General features: G+C 66.7%; 22 protein-coding genes. 14 read left to right on the top strand and 8 right to left on the bottom strand.

What is annotated here, in order from left to right:
• Window positions 1-25: 25 nt before the first annotated feature.
• From AC1RT8_RS10695 to AC1RT8_RS10675, 5 genes are all read right to left on the bottom strand, one after another.
• Window positions 26-1,087 carry a YncE family protein gene (locus AC1RT8_RS10695; RefSeq protein WP_493075624.1) on the bottom strand — a complete coding sequence of 354 codons (1,062 nt, stop codon included), beginning with the start codon at window positions 1,085-1,087 and terminating at the stop codon, window positions 26-28.
• A 278-nt stretch (window positions 1,088-1,365) separates the two neighbouring features.
• On the bottom strand, window positions 1,366-2,406 hold the full coding sequence (locus AC1RT8_RS10690) for a sterol desaturase family protein (RefSeq protein WP_493075623.1): 1,041 nt from the start codon (window positions 2,404-2,406) through the stop codon (window positions 1,366-1,368).
• Window positions 2,407-2,502: 96 nt separating this feature from the next.
• The gene (locus tag AC1RT8_RS10685) at window positions 2,503-3,390 is read right to left on the bottom strand and encodes an amidohydrolase family protein (protein ID WP_493075622.1); all 888 of its coding nucleotides are present in this window, start codon (window positions 3,388-3,390) and stop codon (window positions 2,503-2,505) included.
• Complete coding sequence (locus AC1RT8_RS10680) at window positions 3,387-4,436, bottom strand: 4-oxalomesaconate tautomerase (protein WP_493075621.1); 1,050 nt, start codon at window positions 4,434-4,436, stop codon at window positions 3,387-3,389. The genes AC1RT8_RS10685 and AC1RT8_RS10680 overlap by 4 nt, the downstream gene beginning before the upstream one ends.
• Before the next feature lie 165 nt (window positions 4,437-4,601).
• Window positions 4,602-5,276 carry a 4-carboxy-4-hydroxy-2-oxoadipate aldolase/oxaloacetate decarboxylase gene (locus AC1RT8_RS10675; RefSeq protein ID WP_493075620.1) on the bottom strand — a complete coding sequence of 225 codons (675 nt, stop codon included), beginning with the start codon at window positions 5,274-5,276 and terminating at the stop codon, window positions 4,602-4,604.
• Window positions 5,277-5,374: 98 nt separating this feature from the next.
• Here AC1RT8_RS10675 and AC1RT8_RS10670 point away from each other — a divergent pair, with 98 nt between their 5' ends.
• The 9 genes from AC1RT8_RS10670 to AC1RT8_RS10630 all read left to right on the top strand — a co-directional run bounded on the left by AC1RT8_RS10670 (window position 5,375) and on the right by AC1RT8_RS10630 (window position 13,535).
• Window positions 5,375-6,583 (top strand): LysR family transcriptional regulator, encoded by a 1,209-nt coding sequence (locus AC1RT8_RS10670; RefSeq protein WP_493075619.1) that lies wholly within the window; start codon window positions 5,375-5,377, stop codon window positions 6,581-6,583.
• A gap of 54 nt (window positions 6,584-6,637) precedes the next feature.
• Entirely contained in the window at window positions 6,638-7,597 is a 960-nt protein-coding gene (locus tag AC1RT8_RS10665) for an NAD(P)-dependent oxidoreductase (RefSeq protein ID WP_493075618.1), read from the top strand.
• On the top strand, window positions 7,594-8,619 hold the full coding sequence (locus AC1RT8_RS10660; RefSeq protein WP_493075617.1) for an amidohydrolase family protein: 1,026 nt from the start codon (window positions 7,594-7,596) through the stop codon (window positions 8,617-8,619). Before AC1RT8_RS10665 ends, AC1RT8_RS10660 begins: the two co-directional genes overlap by 4 nt.
• Entirely contained in the window at window positions 8,616-9,053 is a 438-nt protein-coding gene (gene ligA, locus AC1RT8_RS10655; RefSeq protein ID WP_493075616.1) for a protocatechuate 4,5-dioxygenase subunit alpha, read from the top strand. The genes AC1RT8_RS10660 and ligA overlap by 4 nt, the downstream gene beginning before the upstream one ends.
• Window positions 9,053-9,892 carry a class III extradiol dioxygenase subunit beta gene (locus AC1RT8_RS10650; RefSeq protein WP_493075615.1) on the top strand — a complete coding sequence of 280 codons (840 nt, stop codon included), beginning with the start codon at window positions 9,053-9,055 and terminating at the stop codon, window positions 9,890-9,892. The genes ligA and AC1RT8_RS10650 overlap by 1 nt, the downstream gene beginning before the upstream one ends.
• A gap of 136 nt (window positions 9,893-10,028) precedes the next feature.
• Window positions 10,029-10,970 (top strand): Gfo/Idh/MocA family oxidoreductase, encoded by a 942-nt coding sequence (locus tag AC1RT8_RS10645; RefSeq protein WP_493075614.1) that lies wholly within the window; start codon window positions 10,029-10,031, stop codon window positions 10,968-10,970.
• 1 nt (window position 10,971) lies between these two features.
• Window positions 10,972-11,358 (top strand): hypothetical protein, encoded by a 387-nt coding sequence (locus tag AC1RT8_RS10640; protein ID WP_493075613.1) that lies wholly within the window; start codon window positions 10,972-10,974, stop codon window positions 11,356-11,358.
• Window positions 11,359-12,525 carry a 4-hydroxybenzoate 3-monooxygenase gene (gene pobA, locus AC1RT8_RS10635; protein WP_493075612.1) on the top strand — a complete coding sequence of 389 codons (1,167 nt, stop codon included), beginning with the start codon at window positions 11,359-11,361 and terminating at the stop codon, window positions 12,523-12,525.
• Between the two features lie 2 nt (window positions 12,526-12,527).
• Window positions 12,528-13,535, top strand: a complete 1,008-nt coding sequence (locus tag AC1RT8_RS10630; protein WP_493075611.1) for an aldo/keto reductase — start codon at window positions 12,528-12,530, stop codon at window positions 13,533-13,535.
• A 24-nt stretch (window positions 13,536-13,559) separates the two neighbouring features.
• Here the strand turns inward: AC1RT8_RS10630 and AC1RT8_RS10625 are convergent, their stop codons facing one another.
• Window positions 13,560-14,591 (bottom strand): saccharopine dehydrogenase family protein, encoded by a 1,032-nt coding sequence (locus AC1RT8_RS10625; protein WP_493075610.1) that lies wholly within the window; start codon window positions 14,589-14,591, stop codon window positions 13,560-13,562.
• Window positions 14,592-14,697: 106 nt separating this feature from the next.
• On the opposite strand from AC1RT8_RS10625, the gene AC1RT8_RS10620 reads away from it, so the two are divergent.
• The gene (locus AC1RT8_RS10620; RefSeq protein ID WP_493075609.1) at window positions 14,698-15,291 is read left to right on the top strand and encodes a TetR/AcrR family transcriptional regulator; all 594 of its coding nucleotides are present in this window, start codon (window positions 14,698-14,700) and stop codon (window positions 15,289-15,291) included.
• Between the two features lie 9 nt (window positions 15,292-15,300).
• Here AC1RT8_RS10620 and AC1RT8_RS10615 read toward each other — a convergent pair whose 3' ends face one another.
• Entirely contained in the window at window positions 15,301-16,416 is a 1,116-nt protein-coding gene (locus AC1RT8_RS10615) for a 5-methyltetrahydropteroyltriglutamate--homocysteine S-methyltransferase (RefSeq protein WP_493075608.1), read from the bottom strand.
• A 96-nt stretch (window positions 16,417-16,512) separates the two neighbouring features.
• On the opposite strand from AC1RT8_RS10615, the gene AC1RT8_RS10610 reads away from it, so the two are divergent.
• The 4 genes from AC1RT8_RS10610 (at window position 16,513) to AC1RT8_RS10595 (ending at window position 19,857) form a co-directional block, all read left to right on the top strand.
• The gene (locus AC1RT8_RS10610; RefSeq protein WP_493075607.1) at window positions 16,513-17,547 is read left to right on the top strand and encodes a Rieske 2Fe-2S domain-containing protein; all 1,035 of its coding nucleotides are present in this window, start codon (window positions 16,513-16,515) and stop codon (window positions 17,545-17,547) included.
• On the top strand, window positions 17,537-17,962 hold the full coding sequence (locus AC1RT8_RS10605) for a Saro_0803 family transcriptional regulator (protein ID WP_493075606.1): 426 nt from the start codon (window positions 17,537-17,539) through the stop codon (window positions 17,960-17,962). The genes AC1RT8_RS10610 and AC1RT8_RS10605 overlap by 11 nt, the downstream gene beginning before the upstream one ends.
• Window positions 17,963-18,039: 77 nt before the next feature.
• The gene (locus AC1RT8_RS10600) at window positions 18,040-19,344 is read left to right on the top strand and encodes an MFS transporter (protein ID WP_493075605.1); all 1,305 of its coding nucleotides are present in this window, start codon (window positions 18,040-18,042) and stop codon (window positions 19,342-19,344) included.
• Window positions 19,345-19,392: 48 nt separating this feature from the next.
• Window positions 19,393-19,857: a MarR family winged helix-turn-helix transcriptional regulator gene (locus AC1RT8_RS10595; RefSeq protein WP_493075604.1), complete on the top strand. Its 465-nt coding sequence runs from the start codon at window positions 19,393-19,395 to the stop codon at window positions 19,855-19,857.
• Here AC1RT8_RS10595 and AC1RT8_RS10590 read toward each other — a convergent pair whose 3' ends face one another.
• Window positions 19,858-21,984 (bottom strand): acetate--CoA ligase family protein, encoded by a 2,127-nt coding sequence (locus AC1RT8_RS10590; RefSeq protein WP_493075603.1) that lies wholly within the window; start codon window positions 21,982-21,984, stop codon window positions 19,858-19,860.
• Window positions 21,985-22,077 lie beyond the last annotated feature (93 nt).

Genomic DNA, 22,077 nt, shown 5'->3' with positions numbered 1-22,077 from the left:
TTCGGCGGCGGTGGAAGCGGGCCGCCTATTTCTCCGACACCATTATCAGGCGGAACGAGCCCGGCTTCGCGGTGGGCAACACCCCGTCGCCAGCCGCACCTTTCGGCCAGACCAGGTCGGCGGTCGAGCTGAAGGCGCGGTGAGTCTTCGGGTCGACCGCGACCGTCTTGGCATAGTCGTCGATCGGCAGGGTCTGGTTCAACGTATAATGCGTCCTGTCGGCCTGATCGATGATCGACCATCCACCCTTGCGATTGGCGACGAAGATCCGGTCCTTGGCATCGTCATAGGCGATGCCGTCCGGGTGCTCGCCGATCTTCGCCGTCGCGATGATCTTGCCGGTGTCGGGATCGACCACCGCCAGCAGCGAATTGCCGGTACAACCGGCGAACAACAGGCGATCGGTCGGATCGAACGCCAGCGGCCCCGGGCCGTCGCATCCGTCGAGCTTGATCGTCCGCACGAGCGTCAGGGTCTTGCTGTCGATCTCGGCAATGGCATTGCCCTCTTCGAGATTGACCCAGACCTTGCCCAGTCCATCGGCCTGGGAGAATTCGGGGTTGTTGGGCAGCTTGATCGTCTTCACCACCGCGGCCGTGGCAGGATCGATCACGCTGACATCGGACGATTCCCCATTGAACGCGAAGATCAGGCCCGAGGCGAGGTCGTGCACGATCGAATCGGGCTTCGTGCCGGCCGGGATCGCCTTGATCGTCTTGCCCGTGGCGAGATCGAACATCACCACCGCGTTCTGCTTGCCGGCGGTGACGAAACCATGCCCCCGCGCCGGATCGAGCGCGACGCCGTGCGCCGCCTTCAGCCCATCGACCTGGAACAGCGGCTTGAGCGTGGTGAGATCGAGCACATGCACCGCCGTCGAATGGGTGACGTAGAGGCGGTTCGCGTCGGGATCGACCGTCAGATAATCGCCCCGGCCCTCGCCGGGCAGCGATATTTTGTCGACCTTGAAGGCAGCGGGCACAGCTTGCGCCGTCGCATTGCCGGCAGGTGCGGACTCGTTGCCGGACGCAGGGTGACAACCGGCAAGGGCGATCGCGGCGACGGAGCAGGCAAGTAAATGATGCATGATACCTCCAGATTCACTGCCCTATGCTTCACCCGGTGAAGTAGAATCGCGCTCTAAAGCGTAACGTGCAGACGAGGCGAACCATGTTCGTCCCTAAAGACGCCGATCTTCTTCCAGATACCGCACAAGTGCTGGCGCCTTGTCGGCGCATCACATGAAATATCAAGTTACATTTATGTAATGTTTTCCTGTCATCTGGCTGTCATCCGCCTTGAACGGGGTCAGCCATGTGCGGGTCCCTCATTCCCGAGGGATTCAGCCCGTTCCGCGCGGGCGGGTCACTCGGTACCGAGCGCCATTTCCTGCGGTGCATCGAGATTGCCCCGATCCATGGCCTCCACCGCCGTCGCACCGCGCGTCAGCGGAAGCAGTGCCAGCGTCCCGCGAAGCGGCGTCACGATCGCGGCGCGCAGCCCATGCGGCGATACATCGTCGTCCAGCCCGAACCGTAGCACCTCCCGCTTCTCCGAGGGCACATGGAGCGTGCCGAACAGCCGGTCCCAGATCGCGAGCGTACTCCCGAAATTCCGGTCGAAATGGCGTTGGTCAGTCGAATGATGAACCTGGTGATGCGCCGGGCTCAGGAACCACCGCCCCCATGTCGGGCCGAAGGTGATCCACAGATGCGAATGCTGGAGATGAGTCAGCATCACCGCGGCCAGCATGATCAATATGTTGGTGCCGCCAATCTCCCAGGGATGGGCGGCCGGGCCCAGCGCATAACGGGCAATGCCCTGGCTGAGGCCGAGCACCGCGGCAACGATATGCGCGAAGACCAGGGTGTCGACCGGATGGACCCGGAAATTGGTGAGCAGCGACAGGCTCTCGGCCCCATGATGCACGCGGTGGAACTGCCACAGGACCGGGACCTTGTGGCTCACATAATGGTCGAGCCAATAGGCGAATTCATAGGCGACGAAGAACAGGACGGTCAGCACCACCCCCTGGACCGGCGCCGGGATCGCGATCGCCGGGGCCGGCCCGAGCAGGAGCGTCAGCCAGTTCGCGATCCACTGCGCCAGCGGGCCGGCCGAGAACAGCATCCAGCCAAAAGCCAGACCGTAGAAGAACAGGCCGAACAGGAAATAGGCGATGTCGGCGCGGCCCGAGGCGCTTCTGAACAGCCGCCGGGGAAACAGCGCGCGCCACCACACCCGGAGGCGCGGCAGGCTCCGCCGGCCACGCGGCACGGCCAGGAAGGCGGCGAGCAGCAAGGTGCAGATCAGCCCATCGATCGCGAGGGTCGACCCGCGCCCGAGGAAGGTGCCGCCAAGCTGATTGCCCCAATAGCCGGCAAGGCGCCCGAGGCCGTCGCTCATAGCTGCAATGACGACCTCAATCATCGGATGACGACCTTCCCCACTCGACCTCTACGACGCGCTCGTAATCGCGAGGTTAACGGGGCCACCCCGAGGTCAGGCTTCTTCCGGCCAGTAGAGGCGCATCGGATTGGCCACGAGCAGCTTGTGCTGCAACGCTGTCGTCGGCGCGATGCGGGGGATCACATCGACCAGCCCGCCATCGTCTGGGATGCGATGCTCCATGTTCGGGTGTGGCCAGTCGGTGCCCCATAGCACCCGGTCCTGATAGTCCTCGACCAGCGGCCGCACCGCGTCGACGAAATCGTCATAGGGCTCGCCTTGCGGCGACAGCCGGTCGGGACAGGTCACCTTGGTCCAGATATCGTCGCGGCTGTCGAGCAGCGCGCGAAAGGCGCGCATGTCGGGGCCGTCGGGGCCCCGCGCGACATCGGGCCGGCCCATATGATCGATCACCACCGGCACCGGAAGCGCGGCGAGGAACGGCTTCATCTCCTCAAGGATATCCGCCTCGAAATAGACCACGACATGCCAGCCTTTGGGCAGGCGCCCCGCCACCTCGAGGAACTTGTCCTTGGGCGCGTTGTCGACGAGGCGTTTGACGAAATTGAAGCGCACGCCGCGCATGCCGCCGTCGTGCAGCGCCTGCAGATCGGCATCGGAGATCGCCGGATCAACCACCGCGACGCCGCGCGCCCTGCCGTTCGACGTCGCGATGGCGTTCAAGGTCGCGGCATTGTCGGTGCCGTGGCAGCTCGCCTGGACGATCAGGTTGCGCGTGAAACCGAGCCGATCGCGCAGCGCGAACAGCATGTCCGGCCCGGCATCCTGGGGCCGATATTTGGCAAGCGGGCTGAACGGGAAGTCGGCCATCGGGCCGAACACATGGCAATGCGCATCGACCGCACCGGGCGGCGGCACGAACCGCGGTGTCGAGGGATGTTCGGTCCAGCTACGAATGCGGCCCTGTTCGTCAACGCTCATGCGAACACCTCTCCGTCCATCAATTTGCGCGCGGTGCGCAGCAGCGCCGCGGTCGTTACCTGCCCGCCAGCGTCCAGTTCCAGCACGCAGCTCATTTCGCCGGTCGGATGCTCGACCGACAGGATCTTGCGGTTGCCCTCGGGGATCGAGGCGACTGCTGCCGCGGGCGACCCTTCGACCAGGCAGGCGGTGGCGACGCTGACCGCGCCGAGCACCCCGATCGTGGCATGGGCGCGGTGCGGGATGAAGCTGCGCACCGTGACCGCGCCACCATGCGCGGGCGGGGCGACGAGCATCATCTTGGGCACCGATTTTTCGGTCACATCGCCCAGGTTCATCATCGGCCCGGCCTTCAGCCGGATCGCCTCGATCCGCGCCTTGAGATCGGTTGCCGCGTCCAGCGTGTCGCGATCCTCATAGCCGGTCGCACCGACATCCCCGGCCTTGAACACGACGCAGGGCATGCCGTTGTCGATCAGGGTGCAGGCCACCCCCTCGATCACATCGACCGCATTGCCCGTCGGCAGCAGCGCGCCGCAGGACGATCCGGCGGTGTCGCGGAATTCGAGCGGGATCGGCGCGGCGGTGCCCGGCACTCCGTCGATCCGCGCCTCGCCTTCATAGGTCGGCACGCCACCCGGCGTCCGCACCGTGGCGACCGCGACCTGGCCCGTATTGACCATGAAGATCGCGACGCGCGTCTCGTCGCCCGTCGCGGCGAACAGCCCGCGCTCGATCGCGAACGGCCCGACCCCGGCGAGCATGTTGCCGCAATTCTGCGCATCGGTGACGATCGCCTGGTCGACGAAGACCTGGAGGAAGAGATAGTCGACATCCACGCCCGCGCGGGCGGATCTGGAGACGACCGCGACCTTTGAGGTCAGCGGATCGGCGCCGCCCATGCCGTCGATCTGGTTCGGATCGGGCGATCCCATCACCCGGAGGAGGAACGCGTCGCGTTCGGCGATTTCCGCAGGCAAATCGTCAGCGAGGAAGAAGCCTCCCTTGGACGTGCCGCCCCGCATCCACATGCATTTCACGCCCATCGCTGTTCCTCCCTCGCGAAGCGGGGGAGGGGGACCATTCGCCTCTTCCGGCGAATGGTGGAGGGGGCTTGGCCCCAAGCGCCGCGCCCGTGGCGTCCCCTCCACCACGCGCTGAAGAAGCGCGTGGTCCCCCTCCCCATCTGCGATGGGGAGAAATGGAGGATGTCACTCATAGGTCAGCCCCAGCTCGGCCAGCTTCCCGCGCATGTCATAGATATCCAGCCCCAGCTCGCCCGCCGCCAACCGCTGCCGCTTCGACTCCTCGGCCGCCTCGCGCGCCTGTGCCTTTTTCAGCACCGCCGCCGCATCCGCCCGTTTGACCACACACACCCCGTCGTCATCGGCCACAATCACATCGCCCGCCTCGATCGCCGCGCCGGCGCACACGATCGGCACATTGACCGAACCCAGCGTCGCCTTGACCGTCCCTTGCGCAAACACTGCCTTCGACCAGACCGGGAACCCCATCTGGGTCAGATCGCGCACGTCGCGTACTCCGGCATCGATCACCAGCCCGCGACACCCCCGCGCCATCGCCGATGTCGCGAGCAGGTCGCCGAAATAGCCGTCCTCGCACGGGCTGGTCGGCGCCAGCACGAGGATGTCGCCGTCGCGCAGCTGCTCGATCGCGACATGGATCATCCAGTTGTCGCCCGGCGGTGCCGAGATGGTGACGGCCGAGCCGGCAATCCGCGTACCGGGATAGATCGGCCGCAACCGGCTGGCGAGCAGGCCGATCCGCCCCTGCGCCTCATGCACCGTGGCAACCCCGGCTGCGCCAAGCCCGTCGATCACCCCCGCCTCGGTGCGCTCGATACTGCGAATGACCCGACCCGCCATGCTGATCTCCTGGTTGAAGCAGCCGCCCTAGGCAGCAGCCACACCACACCCCAATCACAATTGCACCCGCCCAATAAGTTTTTGCTATAGGTGCGTCGATGATCACGCCTTTCGACATGAACCTGCGTCATCTGCGGGCGCTCTCCGCGATCGCCGCGCACCGCAGCATGAACGCGGCGGCGCAGGCGGTGAACCTGTCGCAGCCGGCGCTCACCCAGGGCCTCGCCAAGCTCGAACGCCAGCTCGGCATACCCCTGTTCGATCGCCATCCCGACGGCGTCAGCCCGACCAAGGCCGGCGTGCTGATGGCCGATCGGGCGACGACCGCGGTCGACTATCTGACCATCGCGACCAGGCCCGCGCTACGGCGTGGCGGGCGGGGATTCGCCCGGCCCGAGCAGCTCATGACGGCAAGCCAGCTCCACGCCTTTCTCGCTTTGGCCGATGCCGGCAGCTTCGTCGCCGCCGCGGCGGCGACCGGCCTGTCCCAGCCCGCGCTCCATCGCGCGGTGCGCGATCTGGAACAGATCTGCGGCGTTGCCCTGGCCGAGCGGCGCGGGCGCGGCGTCGTCCTGACGACCATGGGGCGCCGGCTCGCCCGCGGGGTGCGGCTCGCCGCTCGGGAGCTGGCGGCCGGCATCGCCGAAGTGGCTGGAGAGCCGGACAGCGGCCGGATCGCGATCGGGGCGATGCCGCTGTCGCGCGCGCTGATCCTGCCCGCCGCGATCGCCGCTTTCGTCCGGGGGTCGCCGCGTGCGCTGGTCGACGTCGCGGAGGGGTCGTGGCGCGAGCTGGTCGAGCCGTTGCGCGACGGCGTGATCGACCTGATGATCGGGGCGTTGCGCGAGGAGACCCCGCCCGGGCTCGACCAGCGCGCTTTGTTCACCGACCGGCTGGTGGTGATCGGCCGGACGGGCCATCCGCTCGCAGCCAAGTCCGACGTGACGCTGAACGACCTGTCGCGTTACGGCTGGATCGTCGGCCAGGCCGACACCCCGCTCCGGGGCCATTGGGACAGCCTGTTCGCCGGGCGCCCCACCCCCGACGCGCCGATCGAGTGCGGGTCGGTGATGGTGATCCGTGGCGTACTGCGCGGCAGCGACCTGCTGACCCTGTTGTCGCCCGACCAGGTGGCAATGGAGATGCAGGGCGGCATCCTCACCGCGATCGGCCGGCCGCTCGACCAGGGTGTGCGCACCATCGGCATCACGACCCGGATCGGCTGGCGGCCCACCGCCGCGCAACGCCGCTTCATCGCACTGCTCGAAACCGCGGTCTCCGATACAAGAATTCGGGAAAACCAATAGCCGGGTCGACAATTGGATTGGCGGATTCGGGCGCGCACCCCCTAGGCCCGAGCCATGAATGCGACGTTCGCCTTTATCGGTTTCGGGGAAGCGGGTGCGGCCTTTGCCGGCGGCGCCCCGGCGCGCGGCTATGACTGCAAGACCGAGCAGCCGGACCTGCGCGGGGCCAAGCTCGACGATTTCGCCAGGGCCGGCGTGACCGCCTGCGCCGACGCGGCCGAAGCGATCGAGCATGCCCGCGCGATCCTCTCGCTGGTGACGGCCGACCAGGCCTTGGCAGCCGCCAGGACTGGCGCGCGCACTATAGAGCCCGGTGCCCTCTGGTTCGACATGAACAGCGTCGCGCCCGACACCAAGCGGGATGCCGCCAGGCTGATCGAGGCGGCCGGCGGGCGCTATGTCGATGTCGCGGTGATGGCACCCGTCCACCCCGCCCGGCGCGCTGTGCCGCTGCTGCTCAGCGGGCCGCATGCAGAGACCGGCGCGACGCTGCTGGCCGAGTTCGGCTTCACCAATGTCACGATTGTCGAAGGCCCGGTCGGCGCCGCATCCTCGATCAAGATGATCCGATCGGTGATGGTGAAGGGGCTCGAAGCGTTGACCGCCGAATGCTTCCTCGCGGCGGAGAAGGCCGGCGTGTCCGGAGAGGTCACCGCCTCGCTCAACGCGAGCTGGCCGGGCGTGGATTGGGCCGACAAGGCCGACTACAATCTCGACCGCATGATGGTCCATGGCCTGCGCCGCGCGGCGGAGATGGAAGAGGTGGTGAAGACGCTCGATGCGCTCGGCACCGGATCGGCGATGACCCGCGGCACGGTCGAGCGCCAGCGCGCGATCGGTGCGCTGGGTCTGACACCCCCGAAAGGCTTGAAAGCCAAATTCGAAACCCTCTCCCCGTTCGTTTCGAGCGAAGTCGAGAAACAGGCGTCGGGCGCAGGTTTCTCGACTTCGCTCGAAACGAACGGCTGCGGGAGTAAGCCCACCAGTTCCGAGGAAGAGGCCGAAGCCGCATGACGCTGATCATCGATTGTCATGGCCATTACACCACCGCGCCGCCGCAGCACGACGCGTGGCGCGACGCACAAAAAGCCGCGTTCAAGGCCGGCGAGACGCCCCCGCCCTATCCCGCCATCTCCGACGACGAGATCCGCGAGACGATCGAGGCGAACCAGCTCAAGCTCCTCAAGGAGCGCGGCGCCGACATGACGATCTTCAGCCCGCGTGCCTCGACCATGGCGCACCATGTCGGCGACGAAGGCGTCAGCAAGGCCTGGGCGCATGTCTCTAACGACCTGATCGCCCGCGTCGTCGGACTCTATCCCGAGACCTTCGCCGGCGTGTGCATGCTGCCGCAATCGCCCAAGGCCGATCTACAGGGGTCGATCGAGGAACTGGAGCGCTGCGTCACCGGGCTCGGCTTCATCGGCTGCAACCTCAATCCCGATCCGGGCGGCGGGCACTTCGCCTTCCCTGCGCTGACCGACCGTTACTGGTATCCCTTTTACGAGAAGATGGTCGAGCTCGACGTTCCTGCGATGATCCACGTTTCGGGAAGCTGCAATCCGGCGCTCCACGCGACCGGCGCCTTCTATATCGCCGCCGACACCATCGCCTTCATGCAGCTGATCCAGGGCGACCTGTTCAAGGATTTTCCGAGCTTGCGCTTCATCATCCCGCATGGCGGCGGCGCGGTGCCCTATCATTGGGGGCGCTATCGCGGCCTCGCCGACATGCTCAAGCAGCCCAGCCTCGACACGCATGTGATGAACAACGTCTATTTCGACACCTGCGTCTACCACCAGCCCGGCATCGACCTGCTCGCCGAGGTGATCGACACCAAGAACATCCTGTTCGGCAGCGAGATGGTCGGCGCGGTGCGCGGCATCGACCCGCAGACCGGGCAATATTTCGACGACACCAAACGCTATGTCGATGCCTTGCCCGTGAGCCCCGAGCAGAAGCACGCCATCTTCGAGGGCAATGCCCGGCGCGTCTTCCCGCGCCTCGACGCCAAGCTCAAGGAACGCGGCCTGTGACCGAGCCCCGCGACATCCACGCCTATCTCGCCCAGTTCGACGACATCCCCGGCACACGCGTCTTCACTGCCGCGCGGGCGCGGCAGGGCTATCACCTCAACCAGTTCGCGATGAGCCTGATGAAGGCGGAGAATCGCGAACGCTGGAAGACTGACGAACGCGCCTATCTCGACGAATGGAAGCTCAGCGAGGAGCAGAAACAGGCGGTGCTCGATCGTGATTACAACCGCCTGCTCGATCTCGGCGGCAACATCTATTTCCTCGCCAAGGTCTTTTCGACCGACGGGCAGAGCTTCCTCCAGGCGGTCAGCACGATGAGCGGCATGAGCCTGGAAGACTATTCGGCCATGATGATCGCCGGCGGCCGCTCGCCCGAGGGTGTGCGGTCGATCAGGGCCAATGAAATCAGGGCCAACGAAAAGGGCGACGAGTAATGGCGCGCATCACCGCCGGCGTGGCGACCAGCCACATCCCCGCGCTCGGCGCCGCAATCGATCTCGGCAAGACGGGCGAGGATTACTGGAAGCCCGCCTTTGCCGGATACGAGTGGACCAAGGAATGGGAGAAGGAGGCGAAGCCCGACGTCGTCATCCTGGTCTATAACGACCATGCCTCGGCGTTCGACATGAAGATCATCCCGACCTTCGCGATCGGTTGCGGCGAGGAGTATCGGCCCGCCGACGAAGGCTGGGGCCCGCGCAAGGTGCCGGTGGTCGAGGGCCATCCCGATCTCGCCTGGCACATCGCGCAGAGCCTGATCCTCGACGAATTCGACATGACCATCATCAACGAGATGGACGTCGATCACGGCCTGACCGTGCCCCTGTCGATGATGTTCGGCCAGCCTGACGCCTGGCCGTGCAAGGTCATCCCGCTCGCGGTCAACGTCGTCACCTATCCGCCGCCCTCGGGCAATCGCTGCTGGGCCTTGGGCGAGGCGATCGCCCGCGCGATCGAGAGCTTCCCGGAGGATCTCAACGTGCAGGTCTGGGGCACCGGCGGCATGAGCCACCAGCTCCAGGGCCCGCGCGCCGGGCTGATCAATGCCGCCTGGGACAATGATTTCCTCGACGGCCTGATCGGCGACAGCGATCGCCTGCGCCGTATCCCGCATATCGACTATCTGCGCGAAACCGGCAGCGAGGGGATCGAGATGGTGATGTGGCTCGTCATGCGCGGTGCGCTGGGCAAGGCCACGCGGGTGCTGCACCGGCATTATCACGTGCCCGCCAGCAACACGGCTGTTGGGCATATCGTGCTGGAACCGGTGTGAGCGTCGCTCGCGTCGTTCCGGGGGGACCGACGCGAGCGAAGAACGGAGAGGGGAGAAGAAGCGTCGCCGCCTTCTCCCCTCTCCTGATTTCCTCGCCTGACACGGCGAGGCACGGCAACATGAAGAAAGGCATGCCATGAAAATTGCCCTCGCCGGAGCCGGCGCCTTCGGTGAAAAACACCTTGACGGTCTCAGGCTGATCCAAGGCGTCGAGGTCGTGTCGCTCGTCGGCCGCCGGCTCGAACCCACCCGGGCGATCGCCGACAAATACGGCATCGGCCATGCGACGACCGATCTCGCCGACAGCCTGGCGCGCGACGATGTCGATGCGGTGATCCTCTGCACCCCCACCCAGATGCACGCCGACCAGGCGATCCAGTGCATGAACGCCGGCAAGCACGTCCAAGTCGAGATCCCGCTGGCCGACAGCCTGGCCGATGCCGAGGCTGTGCTGGCCAAGCAGCAGGAAACCGGCCTGACCTGCATGGTCGGCCACACCCGCCGCTTCAACCCGAGCCACCAGTTCATCCACAACCGGATCGCGGCAGGCGAGTTCGCCATTCAGCAGATGGACGTCCAGACCTATTTCTTCCGCCGCAAGAACATGAACGCCAAGGGCGAGGCGCGGAGCTGGACCGATCATTTGCTCTGGCATCACGCTGCCCACACGGTCGATCTGTTCGCTTATCAGGCCGGCCCGATCGTCAAGGCCAACGCCATCGAAGGCCCGATCCATCCCGAACTCGGCATCGCGATGGACATGTCGATCCAGCTGAAGGCGGAAAGCGGCGCGATCTGCACGCTCTCGCTCAGCTTCAACAATGACGGGCCGCTCGGCACCTTCTTCCGCTATATCGGCGACACCGCGACCTATCTCGCGCGCTATGACGACCTGTTCACCGGCAAGGACGAGCAGATCGACGTGTCGAAGGTCGATGTCTCGATGAACGGCATCGAGCTGCAGGACCGCGAATTCGTCGCCGCGATCCGCGAGGGCCGCGAACCCAACAGCTCGGTCGCGCAGGTCCTGCCCTGCTACCGCGTGCTCAACGCACTCGAACAGCAGCTCGCGGGGTGATATGCACGATTTCGGTCCCCTCTCCCGCGAGCTGAGCACGCTTGAGGCGGTGCAGGCCGAGCTGGCCAGCATCGCCGAGCGGACCGACGACGCACGGCGGCACGACCTGATCCGGTTGCGCCGCGCGCTCTCGCTCCAGATCGCCGAGGTCGGCAAGGTCGCCGAGCCGATCTTCGCCACGGCGGAGGCCCGCATGACCCTGGAGTATCGCAGCAAATTCTCGCGGATGCGGTCGGCCGCGGCGCTCCATCAGGCCGATTGGCCCGCGGTGCGGCTGGGCGAAGAGGTCGAGCAATATCGGGCGTCGGCGCTGGGCGTGCGCCAGGCCAACAAGGAGTTCGTCGCCTGGGTGCGCGGCGCGCTCGATCGTCTTCGGAAAGACTCATAGATGAAGACTCAGGTCGCGATCATCGGTGCCGGCCCGGCCGGGCTGTTGCTCGGCCATCTGCTGCGCGCCGAGGGGATCGAGTGCATCATCCTCGAACGCCAGACGCGCGCCTATGTCGAAAGCCGGATCCGCGCCGGCGTGCTGGAAACCGTCACGACCGACCTGATGCGCCGCCTCGGCGTGGAGGCACGGATGGATGCGGAAGGCCTGATCGAGCAGGGCTTCAACCTCGCCGATGGCGAGCGGCTGATCCGCATCGACATCACCCGCCTCACCGGCAAGCATGTCATGGTTTACGGCCAGACCGAGCTGACCCGCGACCTGATCGCCGCCGCACCGGATCGCGGGCTGGAGATCGTGTTCGAGGCGAAGGACGTGGCGTTGCATGATATCGACAGCGATCATCCCTTGATCAGCTACACAAAGGGCGGCGAAACGATCACGATCGAGGCCGATTTCATCGCCGGCTGCGACGGTTTCCACGGCCCCTCGCGCAAGGCCTTTCCCGCGTCCGCCCGCGAGTTCGAGCGCGAATATCCGTTCGGCTGGCTCGGTGTGCTCGCCGATGTGCCGCCCTGCCATCACGAGCTGATCTATTCCAACGGCCCGCGCGGCTTCGCGCTCGCCTCGATGCGCTCGGCGACGCGCAGCCGCTACTATGTCCAGGTGCCGCTGACCGCCACAGTCGAGGACTGGCCGGAGGAGCGGCTATGGGACGAGCTGGCGCTGCGCTTCGACCCGATCTCGAGCCGCGGCGTCACCCGCGGCGCGGCGCTGGAAATCTCGATCGCTCCCTTGCGCTCCTATGTGTTCGAGCCGATGCGCCATGGCCGCCTGTTCCTCGCGGGGGATTCGGCGCACATCGTCCCACCGACCGGCGCCAAGGGCCTGAACCTCGCCGCGTCGGACGTCGCCTATCTCTCCGACGCGCTGATCGCCCATTACAAGCGCGCCGATGAGGCAGGCCTCCATGGCTATCAGGCCAAGGCGCTCGCCCGCATCTGGAAGGCGGAGCGGTTCAGCTGGTATCTGACCAAGCTGATGCACCGCTTTCCCGAAGACGGCCCGTTCGAACACCGCATGCAGATCGCGGAGCTGGACTATGTCGCCGCGTCCGAGGCAATGCAGACCGCGATCGCCGAAAATTATGTGGGACTGCCGCTGTAGCCATGACCCTGCCCGTCCGCCGGATCGGCCCCTTTTCCGTCTCCGCCATCGGCCTCGGCGCGATGGGCCTCAGCCACGCCTATGACGTCGCGCCCTCGGCGGAAGACGGCGCCCGCCTGCTTAACCGCGCGCTCGATCTCGGCATCACGCTGATCGACACCGCCGCGCTCTATGGCGGCGGCCGCAACGAGGAACTGATCGCCGGCGCGATCATGCACCGCAAGGCCGAGTTCACCCTGGCAAGCAAATGCGTGCTCGAGGTGATCGACGGCAAGCGCATCCTCGACGCCTCTCCCGAGGCCATCATGCGCTCGGTCGAACGCTCGCTCGCGCGGCTCGGCACCGACCATATCGATCTGCTCTATCTGCATCGCCCCGACCCGAACGTGCCGATCGAGGAGTCGGTCGGTGCACTCGTCAGGCTGAAGGAGGCAGGCAAGATCGGCTCGATCGGCCTGTCCGAAATGGGCGCCGAGACCATCCGCCGCGCCCAGGCGGTCCATCCGATCGCGGCGGTCCAGACCGAATATTCGCCGATGGTGCGCAATCCCGAGGTGGCGGTGCTCGAAACCTGCCGCGGCCTCGGCATCGCGTTCGTCGCCTTCTCGCCGGTCGCGCGCGGTCTGCTTGCCGGCGCGGTCGACAACGACCGCTACGCAGCCGGCGATATCCGCGCGCATATGCCGCGCTTCGTCGAACCCAATCTCTCGCACAACCTCAAGGCGGTTGCTGCGTTCGACGCGCTGGCGGCGGGGATCGGCCTGACCCCGGCCCAGCTCGCCCTCGCATGGGTGCTGGCGCGCGGCGACCATGTCGTGCCGATTCCGGGCACGCGCGACCCGGTGCATCTGGAGGAGGATGTGACGGCGGCGGCGGTCACGCTGGGCGCCGACACGATCGCGCAGATCGACACGATCTTCGCCCCCGGCGCGATCCGCGGCGCCCGCTATGCCGCACCCTTGCAGGCCCAGGTCAGCACCGAGTTGCTGCCCGGCGAGGAACTCGCCTGACCTCAGCCGATCGGCCGGACCAGCTCAAGCCCGTAGGATCGCGTCGACCGTCAGATGGTCGAGCGCGAGAGCCCGCAGGAAATCCGGCGCATCGAATGCAGCACCCGGCGCCTGCACGCCGAAGCCCATGAACCGCCCGTCCAGGATGCGCGCCACCGCTTCGCAGATCAGCGGGGCGGAGAAGGCATAGATATCCTGGCCTTGCGCGACGATGCTGCATCGATCCGTACCGCGCGTGACCAAGGCTTCGACCAGGAAACGCTGCGCCGATCGCCCGCTGGCATCGGCCGGCTTCGGCGCCGGTGTCGACGGATCGCGGATATCGTTCAGGGCGATGTGGTTGAGATGGGTGTGGAGAGTCCCCGTCCGCAGATGGCGCGAGATCAGGATCACCTCGGAGAAAGGCACTTCGACGACAGTCTGGCGGGCAAAGGGGGGCGGAAAGTCCCAGACCCTTGTCGCGGCGGGCACGGCGATCGGCGTCAACTCCCCTTGCTCGATCGCGAGGCGCGGCGCCGTGTTCCGCGCGCCCGTGATCCGCGTGCCCCGGGTCGGGTGCCAGCTATCCAGCGCGATCCCGATCTCGACCGCATCGGCGGATTCCCACGCGCCCATGGCCGTGGTGACGAGTAGATCGGCCAGGCCGCCATAAAAACCCATTGCCGGGATCAGGAGCACGCCGGCCTGGCGCGCGTCGGCATCGAAGCGGTCGAACAGGGCGCTGGCACTGGCCTGCTCGGCGGTCACGTCGAGATAGGGGATGCCCGCTCTGATGGCGGCGGCAGCCACCGCCTCGGCTGTTTCGAGGAACGGGCCCGCGCAGTTGATCACCGCCGCAGCGCCGTCGAAGGCCCGGTCGAGCGAGGCCGGATCCTCGACCGAGGCGATCCGGCGTTCGGCAGTCTTCAACTCGGCGAGCCTGGTCGCATCGCGCCCGATGGCGATCGGCGTCAAACCCCGGCGCAGCAGTTCGGCGACGACGAACCTGCCCGTATGCCCGGCCGCCCCGAATACCGCGACGCGACGTTCCTTTTCCGTACCTTCCATCCCATCCATGGTCCTTCTCCATATACGCTACAGACCTGTCTGTTCTTTCGATACGTACAGGTCTGTAGCGTGTCAATCGCCGATATGGTATCCGGCGTTGAACCGGAGATTTCCGATGCCGACGACCGCAACCGCCCCCGACACCCAAAGCGCCGATGTGAGGGAGCGCATCCTGGAAACGGCGTCGACACTCTTCTATCGCATGGGCGTGCGCGCGGTCGGCGTCGACCTCGTGGTCAAACAGGCCGATGTCGCCAAGACCAGCCTCTACCGTCATTTCGGGACGAAGGACGATCTGATCGCGGCCTTTCTCGAACGCGAGGATGCGGATTTCTGGGGCACTTGGGACAAGGTGGCCGAACGGCACAACGACGATCCGAGGGCCGAGCTTGACGCGCATCTCGACTGGATCGGCGAACGGGTCGGGCGGCCCGATTACCGGGGCTGCCCGCAGATCAACGTCGCCGCCGAATTCCCCGATATGGATCATCCGGCACGCAAGGTGGCGGCCGCGCATAAAGGGGAGATGCGGCGGCGGTTGCGGGACATCGCCGGACGGCTCGGCATCGACCGGCCGGACGAGCTCGCCGGCCAGCTTGCGGTGTTGATCAACGGCGCCTTTGTCAGCGCGCAGATGTTCGAACCGGGCGAGGCCACCCCGCTGCTACGGCAGACGGCGCACAGCCTGATCGCCGCGAGCAACCGCTGAGGGATTGGCTCAGACCGTCCCCCACACATCCCGCGCGATATCCACCACCAGCTTCAGCTTGTCGTACTGCTGTCCGACTTCGATGTCGTTCCCATGCACCGTCGAGGAGAAGCCGCATTGCGGGCTCAGCGCCATCTGCTCGATCGGCATGAACGCCGCCGCCTCGTCGATCCGCCGCTTCACGTCGTCGGCCTTTTCCAGCTCGCCAAGCTTGGTCGTGACCAGCCCCAGCACCACCGTCTTTCCCTTGGGCACATGACGCAGCGGCGCGAAATCGCCTGAGCGCGGATCGTCATACTCAAGGAAATAACCGTCGACCGCGAGTTCGTTGAACAGCACCTCGGCGACCGGCTCGTAGCCACCCTCCGCCGCCCAGCTCGACCGGTAATTGCCGCGGCACAGATGGACGCAGGCGGCCATGTCGGCCGGCCGGTCGCGGATCGCCGCGTTGATCAGCCGGGCATAGGCGCGCGGCAGCTCGTCGGGGTCCATGCCGCGCCGGCGCGCATTCTCGCGCTGCGTCTCGTCGCAGAGATAGGCGAGATTGGTGTCGTCGAGCTGGATATAGCGGCACCCCGCCTCGGCCAGGCTGGCGATCTCGGCACGATAGGCCGCCGCCACATCCTCGTAGAACTGCTCGAGATCAGGATAGGCCTCGCTATCGATCGCCTCACGCCCGCCGCGGAAATGCAGCATCGTCGGCGACGGGATCGTTACCTTGGGCGTGGCCGACGTCACCGAGGCGAGGAATTCGAAATCGCGCCGCTGGATGTCGCGCGCATGGCGGATCGTGCCCGCCACCTTCATCACCGGCGGGGCATATTCCAGTTCCTTGCCGCCGTGCTGGTGGAACTTCACCTGGGTTCCGCCCGCCTCCTCGACCCCGTCGAGCTGAAGCAGGAAATCCGTATGGAAATAGGTCCGGCGAAACTCACCGTCGGTGATACCCTTGAGCCCGAGATCTTCCTGGAAGCGCACCACGTCGCGGATCGCGTCATCTTCGACCACACGCAGCACGTCCGGCCCGATTTCCCCGGCGCGGTGCGCCGCACGCGCCTCGATCAGTGCCCTGGGACGAAGGAAACTGCCGACATGGTCGGCACGGAAAGGCGGCTTGCCCGGCATCGTCTCACTCTCCTTGCATGATCCGATCGAGTCGGATTATCTGTATGTGTTACGTACAATATCGCGACGCGGTCAAGCGCGTCGAAAGGAGAGATCATGACCTTCATCCGCAACCGCTGGTATGTCGCCGCCTGGGACAGCGAGGTCGACCGCAAGCCGATCGCCCGCACCATCTGCGGCGAGGCGGTGATGCTCTATCGCAAGCTCGATCGCGGCGTGGTCGCGATGCGCGATGCCTGCCCCCACCGCCTGCTGCCATTGTCGATGGGCATCAAGGAAGGCGATTCGATCCGCTGCCGCTATCACGGCCTGAAGATCGGCCCGGACGGCTGCGCCGAGGAGATGCCGGTCAAGTCCGAACGGGTGAACAAATCGGTCTGCGCGACGCTCTATCCGGTCGTCGAACGCCACCGCTATGTCTGGATCTGGATCGGCGAGGCGGCCCTGGCCGACCCGGCGCTGATCCCCGACTACTGGCCATGCAGCGCCCCGGGCTGGACCTTCGACGGCGGCTATTACCCCATCGCCTGCGACTATCGCCTGGTGATCGACAATTTGATGGACCTCAGCCACGAGACCTATGTCCATGCGGGATCGATCGGCCAGCTCGAGATCAACGAAACCCCGATCGAGACGGAGACGCGCGGCGACGAAGTGATCGTCCGGCGCTGGATGCCCGGCATCGAACCGCCGCCCTTCTGGCGCGATGCGCTGAGGCAGGATGGCTTGGTCGACCGCTGGCAGATCTGCCACTTCCTGCCGCCGTCATCGGTGCTGATCGATGTCGGCGTTGCCCCGGTCGCGGCCGGCGCGACGCCCGAGCGGCACGATCAGGGCGTGCGCGGCATGGTGGTCGATGCGATCACCCCGGAAACCGAGACGAGCTGCCATTATTTCTGGGGCATGGCGCGGAATTTCGATATCGCCGATACGGGCTTCACCGCCCGATTCAAGGCACAGCAGGGCGCGGTGTTCCAGGAGGATGTCGAGATACTGGAAGCGCAGCAACGGTCGATCGCGGCCAATCCCGACATGAAGCTCAGGGCCTATGCCATCGATCAGGGCGGCGTCCGCGCGCGCCGCATCATCGACCGGCTGGCGCGCACGGAGGAGGCCGAGCTTGCCGGATGATATCGGCGCGCTCGACGCGATCCTCGGCTTTCACATCCGCCTCGCGCACGGCGCGGTGCAGCGCCATTTCTCAGAGCATTTCGCCGATCTCGACCTCACCCAGAAACAGGTTTCGGTCCTGTGGCTCGCCCACGACCAGCCGGGCATCGCCCAGACCGACCTCTCGCGCCGTCTTCAGATGGACCGCGCGACGACCATGGCGATCGTCCACGCGCTCGAACGCCGCACCCTGCTCGCGCGTGGCCCGGCCGAGACCGATCGCCGCCGCATCGCCTTGACCCTGACACCCGAGGGACAAACCCTGCTCGGCACCGCGCGCAAGGCGATCGAGGCGCATGAGGCCTGGCTGAGGGGGCGTTTCACCAAGGCGGAGACGGCACAGCTGATCGCATTGTTGCGTCGGATCCACGACTGACGCGCCGACCCAGATATTGTTGCACAACATAGCAAAATCCGGCAGCATCCGGGCATAACGAGAAGTGAGGGGATGACATGGCCACCGATCCGCGCGCGATACTCGACCGCGAGCCCATGTCGCCGTTCCAATGGGGCGTCGTGGCGGTCATGGTCGGGCTGAACGCGCTCGACGGGTTCGACGTGCTCTCGATCAGCTTCGCCTCTCCCGGCATTGCCAAGGCCTGGGGCGTGGATCGCGCCGCGCTTGGCCTCGTCCTCTCGATGGAGCTGATCGGCATGGCCGCCGGCTCGCTGGTGCTCGGCCGCGTGACCGATCGCATCGGCCGTCGCGCGATGATCCTCACCTGCCTCGTCGTGATGGCCACCGGCATGTTCGGCGCCTCCACTGCGCATGACATCGTCACCCTGTCCGGCTGGCGGCTGTTCACCGGGCTCGGCATCGGCGGCATGCTCGCCGCGACCAACGCGGCCGTCGCCGAGGCGTCGAACGGCGCGCGCCGCCCCCTCGCCGTGGTGCTGATGGCCGGCGGCTATCCGATCGGCACCGTGGTCGGCGGCTCGGTTTCGGCGGTGCTGCTGCGCTCCTATGACTGGCCGGCGGTGTTCGTGTTCGGCGGCATCGTCACCCTCTGCTTCATTCCGATCGTGCTGTGGCGGGCGCCTGAATCGATCGCCTTCCTGATGCAGCGCCGCCCGGTGAACGCGCTGGAACGGATCAACCGCACGCTCGCGCGCATGGGCCATCCGCCGATCGATGCGCTGCCGCCTGCCGCGGACGAGCCGCCCGCCTTGCCCGTCTCGGCGCTGTTCTCGCCCGCGCTCGCCCGCGTCACCATCCTGCTGACGCTCGCCTATCTCGCGCACATCATGACCTTCTATTTCATCCTGAAATGGATTCCGAAGATCGTCGTCGACATGGGCTTCGCACCCTCGGCGGCGGCAGGCGTACTGGTCTGGGCGAGTCTCGGCGGCGCCAGCGGATCGCTGATCCTCGGCCTGCTCACCGCCCGCGTCCGGCTGCTGACCCTGACCATCGTCGCGACGCTGCTGTCGACCGGCTTCGTCGTCGCGTTCGGCCAGCCCCAGTCCGGCCTGCACGGCCTGTCGATCGTCGCCGCGCTCGCCGGCTTCGTCACCAATGCCGGCGTGGTCGGCATGTATGCGCTGGTCGCCCAGTCCTTCCCGACCTCGCTGCGTGGCACCGCGACCGGGTTCGTCATCGGCATCGGCCGAGGTGGATCGGCGCTTGCCCCTGCCCTCGCCGGCTTCCTGTTCGCGGCCGGCTTCGGCCTCGCGACCGTGGCGGTGCTGATGGCGATGGGCTCGCTGGTCGCCGCGCTCGCGCTGCTCGGGCTGCGACGGAACGCGGCTGCGGCTTGAGGCGAAGCACGACTCGACTTATGCCGAAGGCCGATCAGGAGAAGCCGTTTGACCGTCGCGCCAGTGCCCATGGAAGAGGACGATACCGCGCTCGGCGCGCTGGAAGACCTCGCCGGCTATCATCTGCGCCGCGCCTCTAGCGCCTTTTCGAACGATTTCGCCCGTGCGATCGAGGGTACCGGCATGCGCCAGGTGCTGTTCGGCATCCTCTCCGTGGTCGGCGCCAATCAGGACATCAACCAGGGTGAGGTGGGCCGCCTGCTCGGCATCCAGCGTGCCAATATGGTGGCGCTGATCAACCAGCTCGTCGATGCCGGCCTTGTCGACCGCAAGACCGCGAGCGACGATCGCCGCGCCTTCGCGCTCAACCTCACCCCTGCCGGCGACGCGATGCTCAAGGATTGCCTCGCCCGGATCGAGCAGCACGAACAGCGCATGCTCGCCGGCTTCACCGCCGCCGAGCGCAAGACCCTGATCGCGCTTCTGACGAAGATCGAAGCGCAGGAGCGCTGATCACTCCCCCGGATCGGCCAGGATCAGCGCGTCGAGCGCCACCGCGCCTTGTCCGTCGGGATAGACCACCACCGGGTTGAGATCGATTTCGCGGATCGCCGGCGTGCCCACGAGCAGCCGCCCCAGCCCTGCGATGATGTCCGCCACCGCGCCTACATCCAGCGCGGGCGATCCGCGATAGCCATCGAGCAGCTGCCCGCTCTTCAGCCGGCGCAGTTCGGCGATGATCGCGTCGCGGGTCAGGTCGGGCGGCAGCAGGCGGAAATCGTGCAGCATCTCGGCCATCACCCCGCCAAAGCCGACCAGGATCGTCGCACCCCATTCGGGGTCGCTCCGCGCACCCACGATCAGCTCGGTGCCGCGCGCACCCATCGCCTCGACCAGCGCGCCGTCGAGCGACACGTCGGGCGCATGCGCCGCGACATTGGCGTAGAGCCGGATCCAGGCGGCATCGAGCGCGTCATCGTCCGCGATGTTCAGGATTACCCCACCTGCATCGCTCTTGTGGGACAGCGCGACAGCCTGCGCCTTGAGCACCACCGGATAGCCGATCTCCGCCGCGACCGCTTTGGCCTCGCCCGCATCGCGCGCGAACCCGCCCCTGGGGAAGGGCACGCCGAGCGGCGCCAACACTTGCTTGGCGCGATATTCGGGGATCACACCGCCGCCGATCGGCAGGTCGGCCACCACCGGTGCGGCGTCGGCGCTGGCGATATCGCGGGCACCGAGCCGCGCGAGCTGCGCCACGGCACGGAAGGCGCGATCCGGCGAGGGGAAATAGGACACGCCCAGCGCGCGCAGGTCGCGGACATAGTCCGCCGGCACATCGGCGCCGTCGTCCAGCCCGGCAAAGACCACCGGCTTGCCCGGCTTCAAGGTCCGGATCGCCTCGATGATCGGCAGGAACTTCATCCGCGACGTGGCCGCGTCGGTCTGGATGATGCCCATGATCACGCTGCCATAGGTCAGGTCGTCGAGCAGCGGCTCGAGCGTGCGACGATACAGGTCGGGATCGACCAAAGCCTGGGCGGTCAGGTCCATCGGATTGCTCACCGGGATGAAATCCGGGATCGCCGCGCGCATCCGCGCCGCGGTCGCCGCTTCCATCGCCGGCAGGTCGAGCGCCAGTGCCTCGCACAGGTCGAGCGCGAGCGCCTTGAACGCGCCGGATTCGGTCAGCACCGCGCAGCCGCCTGCGGGGATCGGCCCGCTGCGCAGCGCGAGGTCGAGCACGTCGCCCAGCTCTTCCAGGCTGTCGACCAGCACCACGCCGGCGCGCTCCACCTTGGCCCGCATCACCGCATAATCGCCGGCCATAGCGCCGGTATGGGTCGCGGCGGACGCGCGCGCGGCGCTGCTCTTGCCCGGATGGAGCAGTACGATCGGCTTGCCCGCCGCGCACGCTTTCGCCGCCAGCGCCAGGAAGCGCGCGGGCTTGCGGAACTGCTCGACGATCATGCCGATCACCCGCGTGTTCGGATCGTCGAGCAGATACTCGACATAATCCTCGACCCCGCTGGCCGCCTCGTTGCCGGTCGACACCGAGATCGAGATTCCGAGATCCTTCGCCATCAAGGTAGTGCCCAGCACCACCGCCATCGCACCGGACTGAGACACGATGCCGATGCCGGGTTTGTCGCCGAGACGCCGCGCCGGCGTCTCGACAAAGGTCAGCGGAATGCCGTCGACATAGTTGACCATGCCCAGGCAGTTCGGTCCCTCGATCACCATGCCGTGCCCGGCCGCGATCCTGGCGACCTCGCGCTGCGCCTCGAGCCCTTCCTCACCCCCTTCCGCAAAGCCGGCCGAGAAGATCACCGCCGCGCCCACGCCCCGCGCGGCCAGCGCCCGCACCGTATCGAGCACTGCCGCGCCGGGGATCGCCAGCACCGCGGCGTCGACGCCCATCGGCAAATCGTCGATCGACCTGAGGCACGGCCGCCCGGCAATCTCGTCGCGCTTCGGGTTGATCAGGTGGATATCGCCCGCAAAGCCGTGCCGCTCAAGGTTGAGCAGCACCGAATTGCCCAGCGCGCCGCGCGTCGGCGACGCTCCGACGATCGCAACCGATTCCGCCTTGAGCAGCCGGTCGAGAGAAGGAGTGGCGAGCTTGGTGTCGGTGGTCACTTCAGTCTCCGGCAAATCGAACACGCAGTCTACGCCCACTCCGTCATGCCGGACTTGTTCCGGCATCCACCGCGCCGCAAGATCATCGGGCCG

This window comes from Sphingomonas sp. GW821-FHT10F11 (assembly GCF_058809095.1).
Note: the sequence above shows the minus strand (reverse complement) of the source record. Positions and strands in the feature narration are given on the sequence as shown.